The 23,445-nt window shown below is 44.0% G+C and carries 13 protein-coding genes; 9 read left to right on the top strand and 4 right to left on the bottom strand.

Features of this window, described 5'->3' with window-relative positions; translation table 11 throughout:
* Positions 1-156: 156 nt before the first annotated feature.
* The 9 genes from K6V21_RS24865 to K6V21_RS24825 all read left to right on the top strand — a co-directional run bounded on the left by K6V21_RS24865 (position 157) and on the right by K6V21_RS24825 (position 15,341).
* A complete protein-coding gene (locus K6V21_RS24865; protein WP_224320247.1) occupies positions 157-1,140 on the top strand; it encodes a hypothetical protein in 984 nt (327 codons plus the stop codon).
* A 456-nt stretch (positions 1,141-1,596) separates the two neighbouring features.
* Positions 1,597-4,188: a type I restriction-modification system subunit M gene (locus K6V21_RS24860; RefSeq protein ID WP_224320246.1), complete on the top strand. Its 2,592-nt coding sequence runs from the start codon at positions 1,597-1,599 to the stop codon at positions 4,186-4,188.
* A 4-nt stretch (positions 4,189-4,192) separates the two neighbouring features.
* On the top strand, positions 4,193-5,461 hold the full coding sequence (locus tag K6V21_RS24855; RefSeq protein ID WP_224320245.1) for a restriction endonuclease subunit S: 1,269 nt from the start codon (positions 4,193-4,195) through the stop codon (positions 5,459-5,461).
* Between the two features lie 17 nt (positions 5,462-5,478).
* Positions 5,479-6,483: a virulence RhuM family protein gene (locus tag K6V21_RS24850; RefSeq protein ID WP_224320244.1), complete on the top strand. Its 1,005-nt coding sequence runs from the start codon at positions 5,479-5,481 to the stop codon at positions 6,481-6,483.
* 36 nt (positions 6,484-6,519) lie between these two features.
* Entirely contained in the window at positions 6,520-10,842 is a 4,323-nt protein-coding gene (locus K6V21_RS24845; protein ID WP_410490273.1) for an HsdR family type I site-specific deoxyribonuclease, read from the top strand.
* A gap of 430 nt (positions 10,843-11,272) precedes the next feature.
* The gene (locus K6V21_RS24840; RefSeq protein WP_149946089.1) at positions 11,273-11,767 is read left to right on the top strand and encodes an HU family DNA-binding protein; all 495 of its coding nucleotides are present in this window, start codon (positions 11,273-11,275) and stop codon (positions 11,765-11,767) included.
* Positions 11,768-11,965: 198 nt separating this feature from the next.
* On the top strand, positions 11,966-12,226 hold the full coding sequence (locus tag K6V21_RS24835) for an OadG family protein (RefSeq protein WP_007214805.1): 261 nt from the start codon (positions 11,966-11,968) through the stop codon (positions 12,224-12,226).
* A 37-nt stretch (positions 12,227-12,263) separates the two neighbouring features.
* The gene (locus tag K6V21_RS24830; protein ID WP_149925181.1) at positions 12,264-14,099 is read left to right on the top strand and encodes a biotin/lipoyl-containing protein; all 1,836 of its coding nucleotides are present in this window, start codon (positions 12,264-12,266) and stop codon (positions 14,097-14,099) included.
* Positions 14,100-14,105: 6 nt separating this feature from the next.
* A complete protein-coding gene (locus K6V21_RS24825; RefSeq protein WP_224320242.1) occupies positions 14,106-15,341 on the top strand; it encodes a sodium ion-translocating decarboxylase subunit beta in 1,236 nt (411 codons plus the stop codon).
* 120 nt (positions 15,342-15,461) lie between these two features.
* On the opposite strand, the gene K6V21_RS24820 is transcribed toward K6V21_RS24825, so the two are convergent.
* From K6V21_RS24820 to K6V21_RS24805, 4 genes are all read right to left on the bottom strand, one after another.
* On the bottom strand, positions 15,462-16,733 hold the full coding sequence (locus tag K6V21_RS24820) for a TolC family protein (RefSeq protein WP_224320241.1): 1,272 nt from the start codon (positions 16,731-16,733) through the stop codon (positions 15,462-15,464).
* 21 nt (positions 16,734-16,754) lie between these two features.
* Positions 16,755-19,787, bottom strand: a complete 3,033-nt coding sequence (locus K6V21_RS24815; protein ID WP_224320240.1) for an efflux RND transporter permease subunit — start codon at positions 19,785-19,787, stop codon at positions 16,755-16,757.
* A 91-nt stretch (positions 19,788-19,878) separates the two neighbouring features.
* Entirely contained in the window at positions 19,879-20,931 is a 1,053-nt protein-coding gene (locus tag K6V21_RS24810) for an efflux RND transporter periplasmic adaptor subunit (protein WP_224320239.1), read from the bottom strand.
* A 103-nt stretch (positions 20,932-21,034) separates the two neighbouring features.
* Entirely contained in the window at positions 21,035-23,347 is a 2,313-nt protein-coding gene (locus tag K6V21_RS24805) for a family 65 glycosyl hydrolase domain-containing protein (protein WP_224320238.1), read from the bottom strand.
* Positions 23,348-23,445 lie beyond the last annotated feature (98 nt).

Below are 23,445 nucleotides of genomic sequence, written 5' to 3'. Positions count from 1 at the left end.
GATGATATGGATGTGCTGAGAACGACCCGTCGGGCTTTCTCTTGATTGATAAAGCGCAGGAGGCATGAGCTTGTTAAAAAGTTTATGCCTCCTGTGCTTTTTTGTAGGGAGAAAGCGCTACCTTTGCACCTTATTATATTAACAGATACATTCAATATGAAACACGCATCTTTTCTTCTCTTTTTACTGACTTCTTTTTTAGGGCTGGTGGCCTGCTCAAAATCTGCCGCCCCGACTTTGATGAACTACGAACAGTTTCTCGTCCGTGCCGATTCGTTGGCGCAATCCGGTGTCACTGATAGTACCATTACCGTTCGGTTACTGTCTGATCTGCACAATGAATATACTCAGGTGAAGGAACATTCCGGTGGAAGTCTGGTTCGCATAAAGCCTGCCGACAAGCGGAAACAATTTATGTGGGGAACATTCACCGCATTGATGATAGGCCTCAATGTATGGCTTTCCATCAAAGATATCCAGTTTTCCAAGGATCGCAAGCACCGCCGCTATCTCGTAAATTTGAGCGAGAACGAACAACGCCTGCGTAACAACGAACAGGAAAAGAATGAATTGCAGGAATGCCTGAAGGAAATGTCACTGACGGATGAGGAACGGGAAGAAGTACAACGGTCATTGATGAACCTTATGGAGCATGGCAATCACTTGTGCGAAGAGAACACATCCCTCCGTGCCCGCCTCAAGGACTACGAAAATCGTCCCGTGCCCCGCGAAGCGGAATTGCTGAAGGAACGGAACGAACGCATCAGTCTGCTTGATAGCCAGGTACAGGCTCTTACCTCCACATTGATAGACCGTGACGATGTGGTGGAACGCCTGCGCCGTCAGCCCAAATTCCTTTCCGATAAAGACTGGGAATATCTGTCTCAACTTGCCGACCGTGTGTACGATGGTTTTACCCGGCGACTCACAGAACGTTTCCCTTCGTTGACGCCTGCCGACTTGCAGCTTTGCCTGTTGATGCGCCTGCGCTTCATGAATGTACAGGTGGCTACGCTTATTGCCGTGTCGCCCGCTTCGGTTTCGCAACAGAAGTTCCGGTTGAAGAAGAGGCTGATGCAGGAGGATGGGGAGTTGTTTAAGAATGGGGAGACGGTGGATGCGGTTATTGGGGGATGCTGAGACCTGATGTATTGCGATGCATTTATTTCGTACTTCAAGTTTATACCTGTTTCTTTTCTTTACAAATATTTTCCGAAAACCTTTGTTTTGCGGAGGATTTTGGCTTCACTCGCTGAATGAACGTGATTCAGTCAGGGACTGAAAGCCTTTCACTCAGGGACTGAATGCCTTTCTGTTCCTGACTCATTGTTCCCCCTCTCAGAAGGTGTTCTGAAGGGGGTATAGGAAGGAGGGCAGACATGAAGAGGAAGTGGTAAAAAATGCGGAGATAAATCTTACACTTGTCTCTAATTGTTGCTTAAACAAATATTTTTTCATCTATTTTGGGGGTATATTTTCTAAATCGGCAATAAATATGGGAATAAATTGTTAATTTTGTACGTATATAATTGATGATGAATTATAGGAAATAAAAGATTTTTGTATTAAAAAAAAGATAATTAAGATATTAAATGTATGAATAAGCAGCAGCTTGCAAATAAAATATGGGCCTCGGCCAATAAGATGCGTTCTAAAATAGATGCCAATGAATATAAGGATTACATTCTTGGACTTGTGTTCTATAAATTCCTATCAGACAATGAAGTGAACTATCTTCGTAGTATCGGATGGAATGATGATGACATGACGGCTCTTGTAGAGGATTATGAAGACCCGGAAGCAACAATGATGATTGCTTATTGTAAAAATAACATTGGCTATTTTATTGAATATAAATACTTGTTCGGTACTTGGCTGCTACCCAACTCTAATTTCAGTGTGGCAGACCTTAGTGCCGCGTTGAATAGCTTCGACCGGCTAATTAGTCCAAACTACAAGCATGTATATGCCAACATCTTCAAGACGCTACAAGCCGGATTGAGTAAATTGGGGGAGAATCCTTCTTCTCAAACCCGTGCTTTGAAGGATTTGATTAAGCTCATTAAAGACATTCCTACCGATGGCAGTCAGGATTACGACGTGCTGGGCTATGTTTATGAGTATCTCATCAGTAATTTTGCAGCCAATGCCGGAAAGAAAGCCGGTGAATTCTACACTCCTCACGAGGTGGCAATACTGATGTCGGAAATTGTAGCAGAGCATCATAAGGATAAACAGCAAATTGAAATATATGACCCGACAAGTGGTTCCGGCTCTCTGCTGATTACCATTGGCAAATCTATTGGCCGCCATATCGCCGATAAAAACCAAGTGAAGTATTATGCTCAAGAGCTGAAGGAGAATACCTATAACCTTACCCGAATGAATCTCGTGATGCGTGGCATCAAGCCAGACAATATTGATACCCGTTGTGCTGATTCTCTGGATGAAGACTGGCCTTTGCAAACCATAGGTAGTGATATTGGTAAACCACTCTATGTGGATGCGGTTGTGTCAAATCCGCCTTATTCGCAGCATTGGGATGCCACGGATCGTGAACTCGATTCTCGTTTCAAGAATTATGGTGTCGCACCTAAAAGTAAAGCCGATTATGCTTTCTTACTTCACGAACTGCATCACCTCAAACCCGATGGCATTCTCACCATCGTACTGCCTCATGGAGTACTTTTCCGTGGCGATGTGGACGCAGATAGCGAAGGAGAAGGGAAAATCCGCCGGAATCTTATTGAGACTAATAATATAGATGCCATTATCGGGCTGCCGGCTAACATCTTTTTTGGAACAGGTATTCCCACACTGATTATGGTCTTGAAGCAGCATCGGGATAGTGACGATGTGCTTATTATCGATGCTTCCAAAGGATTTGTCAAGGAAGGCAAGAACAATAGACTCCGTGCCTGCGACATAAAGCGCATTGCCGATGCCATTTGTGAGCGTAAGCCTATTCCTGGTTTTTCTCGCCCGGTAAGCCGTGACGAAATCCGGCAGAATGGATATAACCTCAATATTCCTCGTTATGTGGATTCTTCGGAGGCTGCCGAACAATATGATATCTATGCTACTATGTTTGGTGGCATTCCCGAAAGCGAGATAGATAAATTGCAGACCTATTGGGATGCGCTGCCTTCACTTCGTGCAGACCTTTTCCAGCCCAAGGAGGACGGTAGTCCGTATGCCACGGTGAAGAATAAAGATGTGGCCAAGATTATTGAAGAGAATGCGGATGTGTGTAATTTGAAGCAAACCTTTGCGGATGCATTCTCCGATTTTAGCAATGTTCTTCACAGCCGACTGATTACAAATGTCAGTACTGTAAATGAACAAAATGAACAAGACGATATAGCCGACGATATATTTAACCGCCTAAAGCCGATTCCTCTGGTGGATAAATACGTCGCTTACCAAGCTCTTTCAGATAATTGGCAGGTGATAGCGGGCGATATAGAGACTATACAAAGTGAGGGAATTGATGCTGTGCGGATAGTAGAGCAGGCTTATAAACTTGTGAAGAAAGGCGATGAAGAGATAGAAGTGCCCGATGGATTGAAGGGACGCATCTTGCCGTTTGAATTGATACAACATGAAAAGTTTCAAGCTGAACTTGATGCTATCAGTGAAAAACAAGCTAAAGTAGAGGAAATTGCATCCTCGCTTGAAGAGCTGCGTGACGGCTTCACCGAAGAAGAAGGGCAAGCCTATCTGGATGAAGATGACAATGCCAAGTTCAATAAGAATGCCATAAAGGCAGATGCCAAAGCTAAAGGCGATGAAGTGGAACCGGAAACCAAAGCTAAACTGAAAGAGATTGTAAGTTTATGGGATAAAATCACTAAACTCAATAAGAATATCAAGGAGGATAAAGCTACATTGGTACAACTTACTATTGATGCCATAGAACATCTAAGCGATGAAGAGATAGAGTTCTTCCTGCACAAGAAGTGGATTGACCCGGTGTGTGGCGGTATTAATGGCACATTGGCATCTGTTTTTTCCGCTCTTGAGAAATCAGTCACGGCACTGGAAGCAAAGTATGCCTTGTCATATAATGAAATTGAAAACAATATTGTCGATGCTCAAAAAGAGTTGTCGGAATTGATTGGGCAGCTTACGGGTGATGAGTTTGCGGTGAAGGGTTTGCAGGAATTACAGAATAGATTAAAGGATTGAGGAGATGGCAGAACCGATAATAAGATTTAGGAATAATCATTCAGATTGGGATAGATTCGTAATTGATGATGTTTTTGAATTACGAAATGGATATACTCCATCAAAAAATGTAAATCAATATTGGGAAAATGGAGTAATTCCATGGTTTAGGATGGAAGATATACGCGCCAATGGAGGAATATTGTCCGATTCAATTCAACATATCACCCCTCAAGCTGTTAAAGGAGGTGGTTTGTTTGTTCCATATTCCATTATTCTTGCGACAACTGCGACAATAGGTGTTCACGCAATGGTAATTGCTGATTCGCTTGCGAATCAGCGATTTACGAATTTTTCAATTCGTAAATCGCTGATTGATAAATACGATTCGTATTTCATATACTATGCATTTTATAAGATTGATGAATGGTCTTTGAAAAACACCAATTCAGGAGGTCTGCTTTCTGTTGATATTAAAGGATTATTAAAACAACCATTCCTTACCCCATCTAAAACCGAGCAACAACAAATAGCCTCCTACTTTAAATCATTAGACGTTCTTATTCAATCAGTCACGAAGAAAATAGCTTCGCTCAAGCAATTGAAATCCGCTTCTCTTATTTCTATGTTTCCACAAGCAGGAGAAACGAAGCCTCGTGTCCGTTTCAAAGGGTTTGAGGAAGTCTGGAAGACAGTTCCTTTTGATATTGTTTTCCGTTATTTAAAAAGCAATACCTTATCACGCGCAGATTTAAATGAAACATTAGGAAGTGCTAGAAATATACATTATGGTGATATATTAATTAAATTTGGAACTTTGATTGATATTAGAAAAGACGATTTACCATACATTACAAATCATTTCTTAGCTAATCAGTTAACCAATAATTGTAAATTACAAAAAGGCGATATTATTTTTGCCGATGCAGCAGAGGATAGTACCGTAGGTAAATGTACGGAGATTGCATTCATTGGTGAGGAAAAAGTTGTAGCAGGATTACATACGATACCGTGTAGAACTTTATTTGAGTTTAGCGAGGGATATTTAGGCTTTTATTTAAATTCCCCTTCTTACCATAACCAATTATTACCACTTATGCAGGGTACTAAAATTTCCAGTATTTCAAAGTCTGCATTATTGAATACAAGTATCTCCTTTCCGAGCAATATTGCCGAGCAGTGTCAAATTGCCTCTTTCTTCTGTTCCCTTGACACACAGATATCCTTAGAGACTCAACGACTTGATAAACTTAAGCAAATAAAGTCAGCCTGTTTAGATAAAATGTTTGTATAACGGAACAATTCAATAAAATGGAAGAAAAGGATAAGAGCAATATCATCATCTATCAGAGTGAAGACGGACAGACACACATAGAGGTGCGGATGGACGAAGATACCGTATGGTTAACCCAACAACAAATGAGCGACCTTTACCAGACGTCTCGAACAAATGTGGTAGAACATATTAAGCACATTTATGAAGATGGTGAACTTGTAGAAGAAGCAACCTGTCGGAAAATCCGACAAGTTCGGCAAGAAGGAACACGCATGGTTGAAAGAGAAATACCTCACTATAATCTTGATATGATAATATCTTTAGGATATCGAATAAATTCAATTCAAGCCACTCATTTTCGTCAATGGGCGACGGCACGTCTTAAAGAATATATCATCAAGGGTTTCACTATGGATGATGAACGATTGAAGCAAACGGGAGGAGGAGGTTATTGGAAAGAACTGCTCGACCGCATACGCGACATTCGTTCATCAGAAAAAGTGATGTATCGACAGGTGCTCGATATTTATGCTACGGCGATTGACTATGACCCACGTTCTGATGTATCTATCGAATTCTTCAAAATAGTGCAAAACAAACTGCATTTTGCCGCTCATGGGCATACTGCCGCCGAAGTGATTTATGAACGGGCGGATGCAGACCAACACATGATGGGACTGACCTCTTTCAAGGGAGACCATCCTACATTGCGCGATGCCAAAATAGCGAAGAATTACTTAAGTGAAGAAGAATTGAAAGTTCTGAATAATTTAGTTTCCGGATATTTCGATTTTGCCGAAGTGCAAGCCATGAAGCATCGGATTATGTATATGAAAGATTATATTCAGCATCTTGAAGCAATCCTTTCCTCTACGGGAGAACAACTCTTGAATGGTTGTGGAACCGTCAGTCATGAGCAGGCCATGGAAAAAGCGGAAAAGGAATATAGGAAGTTTGATGTCCGTACACTTTCTCCCGTAGAACAAGCCTATCTGGATAATATAAAGGTATTGAACAAAAAAGTAAAAGGAAAGAAATAGTCTTGTATGTATAACCTTATAAATGACCAAAACTATATGCCAAACGACAATACGCAATTCTTCATCAAAGAAAGTGCTTTTGAACAGGCACTTGTTGATTTACTTCCCCACCACGGTTGGGAGAAGGAGGTAATGATGCAACCCAGTGAAGCAGATCTGATACAAAACTGGGCCAACATAATCTTTGATAATAATAGAGACATCAACCGGCTTGGCAATGCTACGCTCACCACAAGTGAGATGCAACAAGTCATCGACCAAGTGAATAGATGTGACAGTCCGTATGCCGTGAACAGACTTATTAATGGCGGGCAGGTATGTATCAAACGTGATAATCCTGTGGATACGAATAATTGTGGTAAAGAGGTATATCTCAAAATATTCGATGCTCGTGAAATCAGTGCCGGACAAAGCCGTTATCAGATAGTGCGCCAGCCCCGTTTCAGGGTTTCACACCCTTTAGGTGGAGACCGGCGAGGTGATGTTATGCTATTGATCAATGGCATGCCTGTTATCCACATTGAACTGAAACGTTCGAAAGTGGATGTGAGCCAGGCTACTTTTCAGATCAAACGCTACACCCACGAAGGTGTATTTGGCAGTGGCATTTTTAAGATGGTACAGATATTTGTTGCAATGACCCCTGAAGAGACGCTTTACTTTGCCAATCCCGGACTGGAAGAAAACTTCAAACCTGAATATTATTTTCATTGGGAGGACTTCAACAATACCATCGTTAGTGATTGGCGAAGAGTTGTATCCGACCTGCTAAGTATTCCTATGGCTCACCAGCTTGTGGGATATTACACCATTGCGGACGATAAAGACAAGACGTTAAAAGTACTTCGCAGTTATCAATATTTTGCTGTCAACAAGATAAGTGATGTGACCCATAAAACCAATTGGGACACGCACCAACATCGTGGAGGCTTCATCTGGCATACAACAGGCTCTGGCAAAACCATGACCAGTTTTAAATCGGCACAACTGATAGCTAACTCAGGCGATGCGGACAAAGTGGTATTCCTTATGGATCGTATTGAGCTGAGCATACAGTCGCTTGATGAATATCGTGGCTTTGCCGGAGAATCTGATGTAATACAAGACACACAGAATACTGCCATTCTGGTCAGCAAACTGCAAAGTACTGATAACGATGACCGCTTGATTGTAACCTCTATCCAAAAGATGTCGAATGTCAACAGCGAATATGGCATTTCACAGACTGAAATAGACAGCATCGGACGTAAACGATTGGTATTTATCATAGACGAATGTCATAGAAGCGTATTTGGCGATATGCTTATCAACATTAAGAATACATTTCCTCGTGCGTTACTTTTTGGCTTCACTGGTACACCGGTGTTTGAAGAAAATGCCCACAACGAAATCATGACCGAAACGCTTTTCGGCGATATGCTTCATAAATACACCATTGCCAATGGCATCCCCGACCATAACGTACTTGGTTTTGACCCTTATCGCATAAACACCTATGATGACAACGAGCTACGCGAAAAAGCTGCATTTGCTCAGTTAAGAGTGAAGCGCATTGAAGAGATTGAGGGTGATGAGGAGAAAATGGCAATTTACAATAAATTTGTCAATGAGTTGCAGATGCCCAAAACTTACACTGAAGGCGGTGAGACAAAACATGGTATAGAATATTATCTTCCCAATGATATTTATCAACAGCCCATTCATCATCAAGCCGTAGCGGCCGATATTATAAAAAGTCGTAGCCAGCTAAGCAAGAACGACAAGTTTCATGGAATACTGGCTACACAAAACATACCGGAAGCTATAGCTTACTATAAACTATTCAAAGAGCAATATCCTTCGTTGAATGTGGTAACTGTGTTCGACAATAATATCGACAATTCCAATGAAGGAATTGCCAAGGAAGATGCATTACTGGAAATACTTAAAGATTATAATGATAAATATCACACCTCTTTTCAGCTTTCTACTTACGCGAAATATAAGAAAGATGTGGCAAAACGATTGGCTCACAAAAAGCCCTATCTTAGTATAGAGCATGACCACAATCAGCAGATAGATTTACTCATTGTGGTTACGCAGATGCTTACCGGCTACGATTCAAAATGGGTGAATACGCTCTATGTGGATAAGTTGATGAAGTATGTGGACATCATCCAAGCTTTCTCGCGTACCAACCGCTTGTTTGGACCTGATAAACCTTTTGGCATTATCCGTTACTACACATTCCCATACACTATGCAGCAGAATATTAACGATGCGCTTGAAGTATATGTGGATCGCCCGCTTGGTGTGTTTGTAGATAAGTTGGAAAGTAATTTGGTTAATATCAATCAACGTTTCCTGCATATACGCGACATATTCCAATCACACCGGATAGCCAACTTTGAGCGGTTGCCTGATACTCGTGAAGACCGCAATATGTTTGCTAAGGACTTCAGTCAGATGACTCATCTACTCGAAGCTGCTAAACTGCAAGGATTCTTATGGGATAAAGTCGAGTATGAATTTCAGCATGGTGATACTTATACCCATGTAAGAATGGAGCTTGATGAACAGACCTACTTAATTTTGTTACAACGCTATCGCGAGTTGTTTGAAGGTAGAGAAGGTGGCGGTGAAGCCAACGATTTCGACTATCCTATCGATACTTATATCACTGAAACCGGTACGGGCACCATAGATGCGGAATATATCAACTCGAAGTTTGTGAAGTTCATCAAAAACCTTTATACTACCGGTCCTGGCAGCGAACTTACGAAAGAGGCCTTTAAAGAGCTGCATAAAACATTCGCCTCACTTTCGCAGAAAGACCAACGAACGGCGATGGTGATACTGCACGACATTCAATCGGGTGATTTGCATCTTGCCCCAGGCAAAACTATCTATGACTATATCGCAGAATATCAACTCCGTGAGCTACACAAGCAGATAATGATTTTAGTAGAAGCTACAGGTATAAATGCCAGTCAGTTGGAACATATCATGAACAGAGGCATTACGGAACAAAACTTAAATGAGTATAGTCAATTTGATAATCTGAAGTTAACCTTGAATATGGCTAAGACTCGTGAGTTCCTTACCAAAACAGAAGGCTCGGAAGTTCCTGCACGCATGGTTATGCCCAAAATTGATAAGATACTTAGAGAGTTTATCCTTGACGGAAGCTGTAGAGAGCGTATCTTAAAAGCTTATCTGAATGAAGATGAAAATTACTCTACTGATACAATCAATCAGGAATCATTAACGGGACAATCCGTTGAGGTTTTAGAAAATTCACAAGAAACCGAAAGAGAGCAGTCTTTCGACATTGATGTCGTAAAAGCAAAAATAAAAGATATACTGACAACGACTTTAAGTGGAGTACTTCCGCAAATGCGTCCCATAGAAGAAGTGCTAAATAGCGTATTCTATGTGATTGGCAAGGAATCCGTCGAGTCGCTTGACAATGTGGGGTTGTTCATCAATAGGGCTTTCAACAATCTATATGGAAAGAAAGTAACCATAGTAGATAAGTTTGTGGCATTCAATTTGCTTGTGACCAAATATGAAGCTTACCTTAAAAAACTATATTACTTGATGCATAACAGTGGTGTACCTGCACGAAACGAAGGTGAGGATGTGACATGGAAAAATGTAATCTATGCTCATAGATGCCTTTGGAACTTGAAATTTAGTACCGATGCAGCCAAACAGCAATTGTATCAATACCTAATGTTGATTAAGGGTTGGCGTAATGATGAATCGCATATTTCGCCTACTGCTTCTGAACAGGAAGTAGATACTGCCATCAGTATAATCATTTCAATGTATTTCTATGCTACAGGAGCCTCTATCACCGATTTGGAAATGGCAGGCCATGATGTAGAAATGATTGTACCTGAATCTACGCCACACCATAGTTGTAGACTTTACTCCGTTACTAATGATGAAAAATATTCTGGTGTAGCTGCGGAATCTATTGATATCAGAGAATTGCCGGAAGAAAAGCGAATTGAAATACTCAAGAAATGCATTGTTAAACTTTTAGGATATAATCCTAAAAAATCGGCTTTCTCCAAGCAACGGCACTGGGAAGCAATTTACCGTATAGCAGCTGACAAAGGATTCATTATCGATGGTGATTACACTTATTTTAAAAGAATTATTGATGAGATGCAACTATCAAATATTCCTGTGCCTTTTAATATGGACTTATTGGAACGATTAAATCAAGGTATTTATGCAAAGAATATTGGAGATTGGTCACCTGAAGGTCTTGACGGGAAAAAGCTTCAGGAGTACAAAGACATCAAAAGCTGTGCCGATGCGTTCAGTAAAATAGTAGATGAAAATATTCAGCAAAAAGATAATCTTTAAAAATGTATGGCAGCGGTTGAAGTATATGATAAAGATTTGAAATATTCACTGACTGTATTGATTATGCAATTATGAATGGCTATTTCCTTGTTGTAGAGACTACTTTGAATGCCACCATTCATTATCAGTGCTTTATACCTCTTACTTGTAGAGATTGTCACATTATTTTCGTTTCCCCTGTTTCTTTATCTTTTCCCTCTTGTAGAGATGCGTGTTTTATAACATGCTGTCTATGAGGGGGATGTTGAAAATGATTGTAGATGCCATTTCTTTGTTTTCTCTTGCTTTCCACCCTAACTTTGCAACATCGAATTTGAGAAAAGCGGATGGCTGAATCGTTGAGGCCTCACGATGAAAACTTCCGCTTCTCGGGTGAGACAAGAGAAATCAGATATACATTATTAATTAATCATTTAAAAACATTATTATTATGGCATTTTACAAGAAATTTCAATCGAAACTGAATGATTTGTGGTATCCGAAAGCAATTACTACCGGTACACCTATTACTACTGACAAGGTAGCGGACAAACTGTCCTTGCTCTCTACTGTCACCCGCGGTGACACATTTGCCGTGCTGAAAAACCTGGGAGGCGTAATGGCTGACTATATGGCCATGGGGCGTACGGTGAAGATTGAGGGCGTAGGGACTTTCTACTATACAGCTGCTACGAACAAGAGGGGAGTTGCCACACCTGGTGAGGTGAACTCCGGACAGATTAATGGCATACGTGTACGTTTCATTCCCGAGGTGAAACGTAGCAGCGGCAAGCAGGTTACCACCCGCTCTATGGTGGATGTTGATGTTGACTGGACGGATCTAGAGAAGCTTGCCAATGGCAGCACTACCAGTGACAACACTGAGGGTGGCAATCCCGGTGGCGGTTCCGGTGAAGGTGGTCTGGATGAAAATCCGTTAGGATAACCTTCCCCCCGTGCTTCGTTAACCTCCGTTTTTGGAGCATCCGACTTGTGATAAATGGTTCCCGTACAGCCCCTTCCGGCAGTACGGGAACTTTTGTTTTAGCATCTTTTATCATTTTTTTCTGCCTTTCTTCTATAAATATTCGCTAATTTCGGACGATTTTTTGTAAAACAGACCGAATAACTAATAATTTATAATATGGAAAATCTCAACACAGCGCTTCTGCTGATGGTAGTAGGTATGACGACAGTGTTCGCTATCCTGCTGATTGTAATCTACTTAGGTAAAGGACTTATTCTTCTGGTAAACAAGTACGCCCCCGAAGAGGTGGTGCCGGATAAGAAAGGTGCGCAAGGTCCTGCCGCAATTCCCGGAAACATTTTGGCTGCTATCAGTGCCGCTGTAACAGTGGTGACACAAGGCAAGGGTAAAGTAGCCAAGGTCGAGAAAATAAAATGATAATCTTTAATAAAAAACACACACCTATTTATTTAGTATGAAAAAGGAAATTAAGTTCAGCCTGGTTTTCAGGGACATGTGGCAGAGTGCCGGAAAATATGTGCCCCGCGTAGACCAGCTGGTGAAGGTTGCTCCCGCTATTGTTGAGATGGGCTGTTTTGCCCGCGTAGAAACCAATGGCGGAGGTTTTGAACAGGTAAATCTATTGTTTGGTGAAAATCCTAATAAAGCTGTACGTGCATGGACGAAGCCGTTCCACGAAGCCGGTATACAAACTCACATGTTGGACCGTGCACTGAACGGTCTTCGCATGAGTCCCGTACCTGCCGATGTGCGTAAGCTGTTTTATAAAGTGAAGAAAGTGCAGGGGACGGACATTACACGTACATTCTGTGGACTGAACGATACCCGTAACATTATTCCTTCCATCGCTTACGCTAAAGAAGCCGGAATGATTTCCCAATGTTCGCTCTGTATCACCCATTCGCCCATCCATACAGTAGAATATTACACCAATATGGCGTTAGAGCTCATCAAGGCGGGTGCTGATGAAATCTGTATCAAGGATATGGCAGGTATCGGACGTCCGGTATCGCTGGGCAAGATTGTGGCTAATATCAAGGCTGCACATCCTGAAATTCCTATTCAATATCATAGTCATGCAGGTCCCGGTTTCAATATGGCAAGTATCCTCGAAGTTTGCGAGGCTGGTTGCGATTATATTGACGTGGGCATGGAACCGTTGTCATGGGGTACGGGACACGCTGACTTGCTGAGTGTGCAGGCTATGCTGAAAGATGCAGGTTTCCAGGTTCCTGAGGTGAATATGGAAGCATACATGAAGGTGCGTGCATTGATTCAGGAATTTATGGATGACTTCCTCGGTTTGTATATCAGTCCGAAGAACCGCTTGATGAACTCCTTGTTGATCGGTCCGGGACTTCCGGGTGGTATGATGGGTAGCTTGATGGCTGACTTGGAGTCCAATCTGGAATCTATCAATAAATATAAGGCGAAACGTAACTTGCCGTTTATGACGCAGGATCAGTTGCTTATCAAGCTGTTCAATGAAGTGGCTTACGTATGGCCGCGCGTAGGTTATCCTCCGTTGGTAACTCCGTTCAGCCAGTATGTTAAGAATCTGGCGATGATGAACGTGATTGCTATGGAAAAAGGCAAGGAACGTTGGGGTATGATTGCTGATGATATCTGGGATATGCTGTTAGGTAAAGCTGGTAAATTGCCGGGTACGCTGGCTCCCGAAATCATTGAGAAAGCCGAACGTGAAGGCCGTAAGTTCTTTACCGGAAACCCGCAGGATAATTATCCGGATGCGCTCGATAAGTATCGCAAGATGATGAAAGAGAACAAATGGGATTTGGGTGAAGATGATGAAGAACTCTTCGAATATGCCATGCATCCGGCACAATACGAAGCATACAAGAGTGGCAAGGCGAAAGAAGACTTCCTGGCAGACGTGGAAAAACGGAAGGCGGAACTAAACAAATCCCCGCTGGATGATGCCAAACCAAAGACACTTACCGTACAGGTGGACGGACAGGCTTATCGCGTAACGGTAGCTTACGGTGATATTGATTTGCCGGCAGATGCTACAGCAAAAGTGGAAGCTCCTGTAGGCGAAGGTCAGGATGTGGTTGCTCCGTTGGAAGGAAAATTCTTCCTGACGAAGAATGCGCAGGAAACTCCGTTGAAGGTGGGCGACAAGGTGAAGAAAGGTGACTTGCTTTGCTACATCGAAGCTATGAAGACGTATAACGCCATCCGTGCCGATTTCGACGGAACAGTTACTGCTATTTGTGCTACTCCGGGCGATACCATTTCAGAAGATGATGTATTAATGAAGATAGGATAACGCAGCATGGAAGATATATTTGGAAGACTCTACGGTATGACGGCCTTCAGCAATATCATTGAAGACCCGTCGTTTCTGGTGATGTATGCCATTGCTTTCATCCTGCTGTATCTGGGTATCAAGAAGCATTACGAACCGTTATTGCTGGTACCTATCGCTTTCGGTGTGCTCATCGCCAACTTTCCCGGTGGCGAAATGGGTGTCATTCAGGCGGATGAAAACGGAATGGTAATGGTAAATGGGGCGTTGAAGAACATCTGGGAAATGCCGTTGCATGAAATTGCACACGACTTGGGATTGATGAACTTCATCTATTATATGTTGATTAAGACAGGTTTCCTGCCCCCCATCATCTTTATGGGTGTGGGTGCTTTGACGGACTTTGGACCGATGCTCCGTAATTTGCATCTTTCCATCTTCGGGGCGGCAGCGCAGTTGGGCATCTTTACAGTACTGTTGTGTGCAGTGATGATTGGTTTTACACCGCAGGAAGCAGGTGCTCTCGGTATCATTGGTGGTGCTGATGGTCCGACTGCTATTTTTACTACTATCAAGTTGGCTCCGCATTTGTTGGGCCCGATTGCTATTGCCGCTTATTCTTACATGGCGTTGGTCCCGGTGATTATTCCGTTGGTAGTGAAATTGTTATGCTCTAAGAAGGAGCTGATGATCAATATGAAGGAACAGGAAAAACTCTATCCCTCGAAGACGGAAATCAAGAATCTGCGTGTACTGAAAATTATTTTCCCGATAGCAGTGACTACGGTTGTCGCTCTCTTTGTACCGACGGCAGTGCCTTTGATCGGTATGTTGATGTTCGGTAACCTGATTAAGGAAATCGGTGCGGATACCAGTCGTTTGTTTGATGCAGCTGCAAATAGCATTATGAATGCGGCAACTATTTTCTTAGGACTGAGTGTAGGTGCAACTATGACAAGCGAAGCGTTCCTGAATTGGACGACTATCGGTATTGTAGTGGGTGGTTTCCTTGCGTTTGCACTTTCTATTTCAGGTGGTATCTTCTTTGTGAAGCTGTTCAATCTGTTCAGCAAGAAGAAGATCAATCCGCTGATTGGTGCAACGGGACTGAGTGCTGTGCCTATGGCAAGTCGTGTATGTAATGAGATTGCTACGAAGTATGATCCGAAGAACCATGTGCTGAATTACTGTATGTCCAGTAATATCTCCGGTGTTATCGGTTCGGCGGTAGCTGCGGGTGTATTGATCTCATTCTTGGGATAAGGAGAATAGATACGCGGACGACGCGGATTGAGGCGGACGAACGCGGACTCTTTTTCAGGCGCGGATTACACGGATTCTTTTGTTGCAATAAAAGAATCCGTGTAATCCGCGCCTGAATCTTTATTCACTAATCACTTTCCTGTATTCTGCCACTGCCATTTTCTCTGCCAGATATGCATTAATCAGGTTCGTATGCGCCTGTGTCCATGATAATTGTGCGGACAAGACATCTGCCATGCTGGATTTTCCTTCGTTATAAGAGAAAGTGACAAGGTCCAGGTTCTCTTCGGCAAGATCCATATTTTCCTTTGCTGTCTTTACTTGTTGCTCTGTTTCCGTCAGTTTTGTGGTGGCGGCGGAGAGTTCTTCAAGAATATTATCAGTGATATAACTTTGTTGCAGCTTCTGGATACCAATGAATGCTTTCTGTTGCCGGTTTGTCTTGAAACGCGCCCCCCAACGGAAGATGGGGATACTGACGTTTACTCCGGCTACAGGCGTATGGGGGATTTCCTGTCCCATGTACGTGATACCGGTATCCCAACCTGTGGCAAGGAACATGCTTACCTGAGGATTGTACTTGCTGAGGGCGGCATGGCGTTGTGCTTCACTTCGGACTATGTTTACCGTTGTGCTGGCATAATCGGCACGGCGTGGAAGTACATCGTCAAGTCCAAGAATGTCGACGGGTTCACTGGCTATACTGATTTCACTTAGGCTATCTACAGGGGTATTGGGTGCTACTCCCATCAGAATGTTCAGTTGTTGCAGAGCAAGGGTATAGTTCTGGCGGGCCTTGATATACTGCAATTCAGCTTCTTTCTGGCGGGTGGAAATCATCAGCAGGTCTGTACGACTGATAGCGCCATCGTTGAAACGATCCTGAATAATATCGTGCTGCTTCTTTATTATATCCTGAAATGTAGCAGCAGCCTCAAGACTGGCATAGGCGGCTGAAGCATTCCAGTAAACGGCATCGCTTTGATAATGAATTTGATCGAGAGTCAGTTCTGTGGTGAGCTGGCTTAATTCTTCATCAGCCTGCGCCATACGTTTCTGGGCTATCAGAGAACCACCGGTATAGAGGGGTTGTGCCAAAGTTGCGAGTGCCTGATAGGTGTAGGGGCGGTATTCACCTTTCGGACTGTTCCACTTATCCAGGTGGTTGAGGTTGGCGGTACCTTCGGCTGTGATGTCTATTTGTGGCAGGAAGCCGGTATTTGCTATTTTTCGCGCTTCAGTGCTTGCCATGGTTTTCAGGCGCTGCTGTTTCAGCACCTGGCTGTAGGCTTCTACTTTGTCACGATATGCTTCGCGGCTGAGGTATTGCTGCGCTCCGGCATTAATGCCGAAGCAACAGAGTAGGGTGATTATGAATATCTTCTTCTTCATGATTACTTGTATTTCTTCTTTTCACTCTTTTATCTTATGTATCGCGCAATATGCCACCGGAAGCACGAACAGCGTCAATGCTGAGGCTACCAGCAGACCACCCATGATGGTTGCCGCCATACCACCGAACATAGCGTCGAATAGCAACGGCAACATACCCAGAATCGTAGTTCCGGACGCCATGGCTACAGGTATGATACGGCTGGTTGTAGCACTGATTACGGCATTTAGGGGGGCTTTTCCGGAAGCTGCTTCTATATCGATCTGGTCTACCAATACAATTGCATTCTTGATATTCATACCAATCAATCCCAGTAGGCCGAGAACTGAGAAAAAGTCGAATGATTTACCAAGCAAGATTAATCCCAGTACGATTCCGATAAAGATAAGCGGCAACATCAATAGGATGACAATTGGCTTGCGGTAGGTCCTGAACAGGAACAACAGGGTGATGAACATCAGGAAAAACGTCAATGGCATATTAGCTGCCAATGCTGCATTACTTTCTGCCTGGCTTTCCTGTTCACCAAAATACTTCATGGTGTATCCTTCCGGTACCTGAATTTCTTCTTGCACTTCTTTCCATATCTTATTGAATGCTGCTATGGCATTTACTCCCCGGCGTGGATCGGCTTGCGCCATCATTACCATCTGACGGTTATAGTCTTTCACATTCGAGAACTTATATTGGAAATCAAATTCACTGACTACTTGTTCCAGGGTAGTGGTTTCCTGTGTTGTTCCGAATACGGGTAGTGTACGCAGGTCGTTGATGCGGAAAGAATCGACTGTGTTATCCTTTAGCAGGATGGGCAGCACCTGATCGCCTTCACGATATTCACCTAATGTCATACCGCTTGTACCGATCTGAATGCTCTGTGCCATACTTTGCCGGGAGACACCTAACGGTTGGGCACGTTCCGGACTGTAAACGGGTTTCCATACAGGAATCTTATTCCCCCATGAATTGCGTATGTTGATGAGATCATTATCCCGATGCATGATTTCCAGGACTTTGTTGGTCAGCATCACCAGTGAATCGACATTATTACCGATAAAGCCGATTTCAATGGCGGCGTCTACCGCAGGCGATAGCTTAAACAAAGTGGTACGGGTAATGGCATTCGGATAGTTTGCCTTCATATACTGGTCGAAGTTCTCTTCGTATTCCTTTGTATATTTACTGTCGGTCAGTTCGATAAGTATATTGGCAAAGTTGGGCTTGGGACCGACGGAAGTAGATGCCAGATAGTAACGTAACGGCGTACTTCCGAATGTGGTGGATATTCGTTTCACTTCCGGTTGTTGCAGGAGGTGCGCTTCCACCTGTTTCATTTCCTTTTCCACGTCACGGATGCTGTAACCGTCCGGATAGAATATATCGGCGCGGAAATAGGGCTTATCCAGTGAGGGGAAGAAGTTTTGCGGCATCATTCCCATGATGACCAGTGAGATGATAAACAGGACTACCATACTACCCAGTGTAAGAGTCTTCTTTTTGATAAGTACTCCGAGGATAGAGGCGAACTTGTGATAGAAAGGTTTATCATACGGGTCTTTATTGGCATCGCCGGATTTGGCTTTCAGAATAAAGTTACCGAAAGTGGTGGTTTGTGTGAGTGCCAGTATCCAGCTTAATCCCAAAGAAATGGCAAGTACGACAAACAGGGGTTTCACGATTTCCGCTACGGCAGAAGGGGCGAGGTACAACGGCAGGAATGAACAAATGGCGATGAACGTAGCGCCAAGTAATCCCCATTGCGGTCCGGTAGCTCCATCTATCAGTGCCTTTCGCCGGTCTATACCTCGGGCGATGGCTATTTGCGCATTGTCTGTCACTACGATAGCGTTATCCACCAGCATACCCATGGCGATGATGAAACCTGCCAGGGAAGTACGGTTCAGTCCTACCCCCATGAAGGACATGATGAGCAGCGTGCCGCCAATGGTAAATAGCAGCGAACTGCCGATCAGTATACCTGCGCGCAGCCCCATCACCAGCATGATGATGACAATTACAATGAGGAGGGATTCTATCAGGTTAATGATGAAACCATTATTTGCTTCCTGAGCTATGACATTTTCCGGATACAGACTTTCCAATTCCAACCCTACCGGAATAAGGGGAAGAAGTTCAGCCAGTTTCTGATCTACCAGTTCTCCGGTCTTTACTACATCCTTCGTCGGGTCGGTGGAAACACCGATACCTATGGCACGCTTCCCGTTGACGTGCATAATGTTGCCGGGAGGATCCATATATCCTTTTTCAATGACGGCAATATCGCCCAGTTTCACCTGTCCGCCCGGAGTGGTAATCACTTGGTTCCGGATGTCATTGACGGTGGTATAGGTTCCGTTGGCTACAATGCGCAGTTGTTGTTCACCGGCATTGATTTCACCTGTATTGATAATTTGGTTTTGCGATTGTAACAGGCTTGCTACTTGCTTCGGATCTATACCCATACCGGCCAGTTTATTGACGGATATATAGATATTCACCACCTCGGTTTGTGTACCGAACAAGGCTACTTTCATTACCCCGTCAGCAGTGATAACCTGGGTTTTGATACGTTCTGCCCAGTTGCGCATTTCTTCGTAAGAGAAACCGTCATCGCCTACCAGACCATAATAGATGCCGAATACATCGCCGAAATCGTCCGATACCGTGGGAACGGAAGCGCCGGCGGGTAGTTGCGGTTGTATGTTGAGCACCTTGCGGCGCAGTTCGTCCCACTTCTGCGGAATGGATTCTGCGGAAAGGGAAGGTTGAAGCTCGAATGTTATCTTGGATAGTCCGTACATGGACTCCGACTTGATTTTATATGCACCACTCATCGACTGTATCTCGCGGGAGATCGGTTCGGTGATCAGTCGTTCTACTTCTGCCGGTTCTGCCCCCGGATAGCGGGTCATAATGACCGCTGACTTGATGACGAAGGGTGCATCCTCTTTCTTTCCCAACCGGCCGAATGATAGTATACCGCCGATTAGCAACACAGCCAGGAAGAAATATACAATCTTGGTGTTGTCTAATGCATATTTAGATAGGTTCATAATGCTGAATGTTTAGGTTTTATTGGAGATATTCATTAAACGGACTGTAGAATAGGTATTCACCGGTCTGTAGAATGAGTATTCAACGGTCTCAATCGATAATCTTCACCGTCTGCCCATCTACCAGTTGATGCACTCCGGCAATCACAATAGTTTCTCCTGGCTGTACACCGGCAGAGATAAGAGCATTGGCTTCTCCGGTAGGAGAGTATACGGTTACTTCCCGCTTGTTTACCTTATTATCCTTTACTACCCACACATAGGTTTTCTGGTTCTCGCTTTCACCGAATATGGCACTGAGCGGAATATTCACAAGCTTTTCTTCCAGGAAGGGAGCTACGTCCGAAGCCAGCTTGATTTTGCACGTAAATCCCGGTTTCACATCGTATAGGGAACGGTTGAAAGCAGGATCTTCAATCGTAATAGTTACCGGGATACCTGTTCCGGCTGTAGAAATGTCCAGATATTCTTCCAACTGTGCGTTGAACACCATGTCCGGATAGGTGTCGAAAACCACTTTGAATGTTACATCTTTTGCACGAAGCAGATACAGATAATCATCCGGCACGGTGAATTTGATGCGGAGCTTCTGTGTATTCACCAATTGTACGATGCCTTCCCCGGAATTCACGCGCTGATAGTTTTCTACCAGACGTTTTTCAATAGAACCGTCGAAGGGAGCGGTCAGTTTGGTATCCCGCATATTATTGCTGGACAGTTCATAAGCTGACTTTGCCTTTTGATAATTGGCAACGCTGATTTCATATTCCTGCACGGAGATAGCCTGGCGTCCCAACAGGCGTTTGTTACGTTCCACCTGTGCTGCGGCAGTCTCGTAAGCGGCTTTGTCGGCGGCGTATTGCAGGGAAATGTCACGCGGATCAATGGCGGCGATCAGCTGTCCCTTCTTTACCCGCTGACCTTCTACCACAGGCAGATTTATGACCTGTCCGCTGACACGGAAGGCCAGTTTCACGTATTCTACGGCTTCTACAATACCGGAGAAGTCTTTCCGGATGACCGATTGGGAGCTGGCGGTAGCTGTCTTGACGGGTCGGATCAGCGTGGCATCGCCCTCTTTCTTGTGCCCGCATGATGTGGCAAGCAGCATCACGCTGATGGCGAACAAATAGATTTTCTTCATACTAATGTATAGTTGTTCGTTTAGGTATAGAAACATAAAACCGGAAAAACAGATAATTGTTCTCCCGGTTTATTTTGTTACGCGTTGTTAATGATACAGGCTTCTACTCCTCTATCCTGAGCAACAAATCGGTGCCCAATTTGAGCTTATAAACGTTTTTATATACTTGTATGTTCAGTTCTTCTCCGGCAATAAGTGAAATATTTATTTCTTTGCCTACATGCATATGAAGTGTACGTCCCTGATAATTTATCTGGAAGGAGTAACTGTTCCACTTCTCTGGAATGACTGGGAAGAAAGAGAGTATGCCCTCCAGAATCTGCATCCCGGCAAAGCCTCGTACAATGGCAAGCCAACTGCCCGGCATACTGGTGATATGCAGTCCTTGGTGAGTTTCGTTGTTGTAATCATCCAGGTCGAGACGGGTGGCATGCAGAAAGAGCCGGTAAGCCTTTTCCACTTCGCCAATGCGGGCGGCAAGAATGGAGTGGATGTGCGGGGAAAGTGAAGATTCATGCACCGTCATTGTTTCATAGAAATCGAAGTTACGGCGGACGGTTTCCTTGTCGAAATTGAAGTAATACAGATATAGGCCCAACAATACATCACTTTGTTTGATGTAGCATGAACGAAGAATACGATCCCAGGACCAATGCTGATTGATGGGGCGTTCTTCGGGTGGAATGGCATCGGTACTGTTCAGTTCCTTATCCAGAAAACCGTCATTTTGTACAAAGATCCCCAGTTCTTTATCTTCCGGCAGATACATACGGTTGATGATGTCGCGCCAGCGTTCAGCCTCTTCTTGTTGGCGGAGGTTGGTGACACGGCGTACACGGGCATATTCGTCGGGGTATTCTCCGGCAATGATTTCAAGGTAGTTAAGTGTCATCTGCAGGCACTGCACACACGAGTAATTGGTGTACCAGTTGTTATCCACGTTGTTTTCGTACTCATCCGGTCCGGTTACACCCAGTATCACATATTTCTGTTTTGGTTTGGAGAAAGATACACGCTGGCTCCAGAAGCGGGAGACGGCAATCATTACTTCCAGTCCGTATTTGGCTACATAATCTTTGCTGCCCGTGATTGCAGCATGCTGTGCAATGGCATAGACGATGATATTATTGCGGTGTATTTCTTCAAAGGTAATTTCCCATTCGCTGTGGCACTCCTCACCGCTGTAAGTAACTTGCGGGAAGAGGGCGGCACCCTCTTTGAAACCCAGTTTACGGGCATTCTCTATCGCTTTCGGCAGTTGGTTATAACGGTATATCAACAGATTTTTCACAATCTCCCTCGGAGTAGAGAGTAGGAAGAACGGTACACAACAAAGTTCCGTATTCCAGTATGTGTTTCCGCCGTATTTTTCACCAGTGAATCCTTTCGGACCGATATTCAGGCGCGGATCATCACCGCGGTACGTTTGGCATAGTTGAAAGATGTTGTACCGGATACCCTGTTGTGCTTCCGGATCGCCTTCGATAACCACATCCATTTCTTTCCATATATTGGCCCAGGCTTGCTGATGATCGTTTTCCAGCTTATCCCAGCCGTCTATTTTAGTCTGACGGGCTTTGGCGATGGAATGATCTATCAATTCCTGGCGTTCATCATAGAGCGACGAACTTATAACGGTATATTTGATGAGCATTACGTTGTCTCCCGGTTTCACATCTGCCCCGATACTGAATCCGGTTTGTTTCTCCTTTTCAATGCGTATTGGGTTCGAGGTGGCTTCTTTGCCATTCTTGAAGAACTGATAGGTCATGGCATAGCACACTTGCGCATCTTCCCGCCGGGTTTGCGTCCATAGATAAGCACAATCCTTTGTGACGCCGGAACGGAGGATATTCCATATCTTCTCGTTCGGATCATCGTCCTTATTGACTATGACTGCATCCAGGGAGGGAATCAGTGATATTCTTCCCGTATAATTAATGGAGGTGACGCTGTATTTTATCAGGCATAAATCGGGGTGAGCCATATTGTTGATGTGCTCCACATGGATGCGCAGTTGGTTTCCCCTGGGAGAAGTCACTTCAAAATCGCGGTAGGAGATACCCGCTTTCATATCGAGCCTGCGGCTGAAGCTGTTCACGTCCCATTGTGCCAGATCCAGTTCTTCGTCGATGAGGCGCAGACTGACGCGTGCCCAGTCCGCTGCATTGGGGATGCGGGTGTAGAAAGCGGGAAAGCCGTTCTTCCACCAGCCTACACGCGTTTTATCAAGAAAGGTAATACCGGCAACGAATGAACCGCGATACGAATCGCTTGAATAAGGCTCTTCAAAATTTCCCCGTTGGCCGAAGCGACCGTTCCCCAGGCTGAATATACTTTCGGACATTCGCAGATTGTCAGCGTGAAAGTTATCTTCAATAATATTCCATTCATCGGTTTTAAGGTATCTTTTCATGGTGTGTATCTCAATGGTGATTATGGCGGTAAAGATAAACAAATAAACGGATAAACGGCAAGAAAGTATGACAAAAGTAGATGAAGGGGGAGTGATAA

It is taken from the genome of Bacteroides cellulosilyticus, assembly GCF_020091405.1.
Classification (GTDB): Bacteria; Bacteroidota; Bacteroidia; order Bacteroidales; family Bacteroidaceae; genus Bacteroides.
This window is presented reverse-complemented; position numbering and strand designations above follow the sequence as displayed.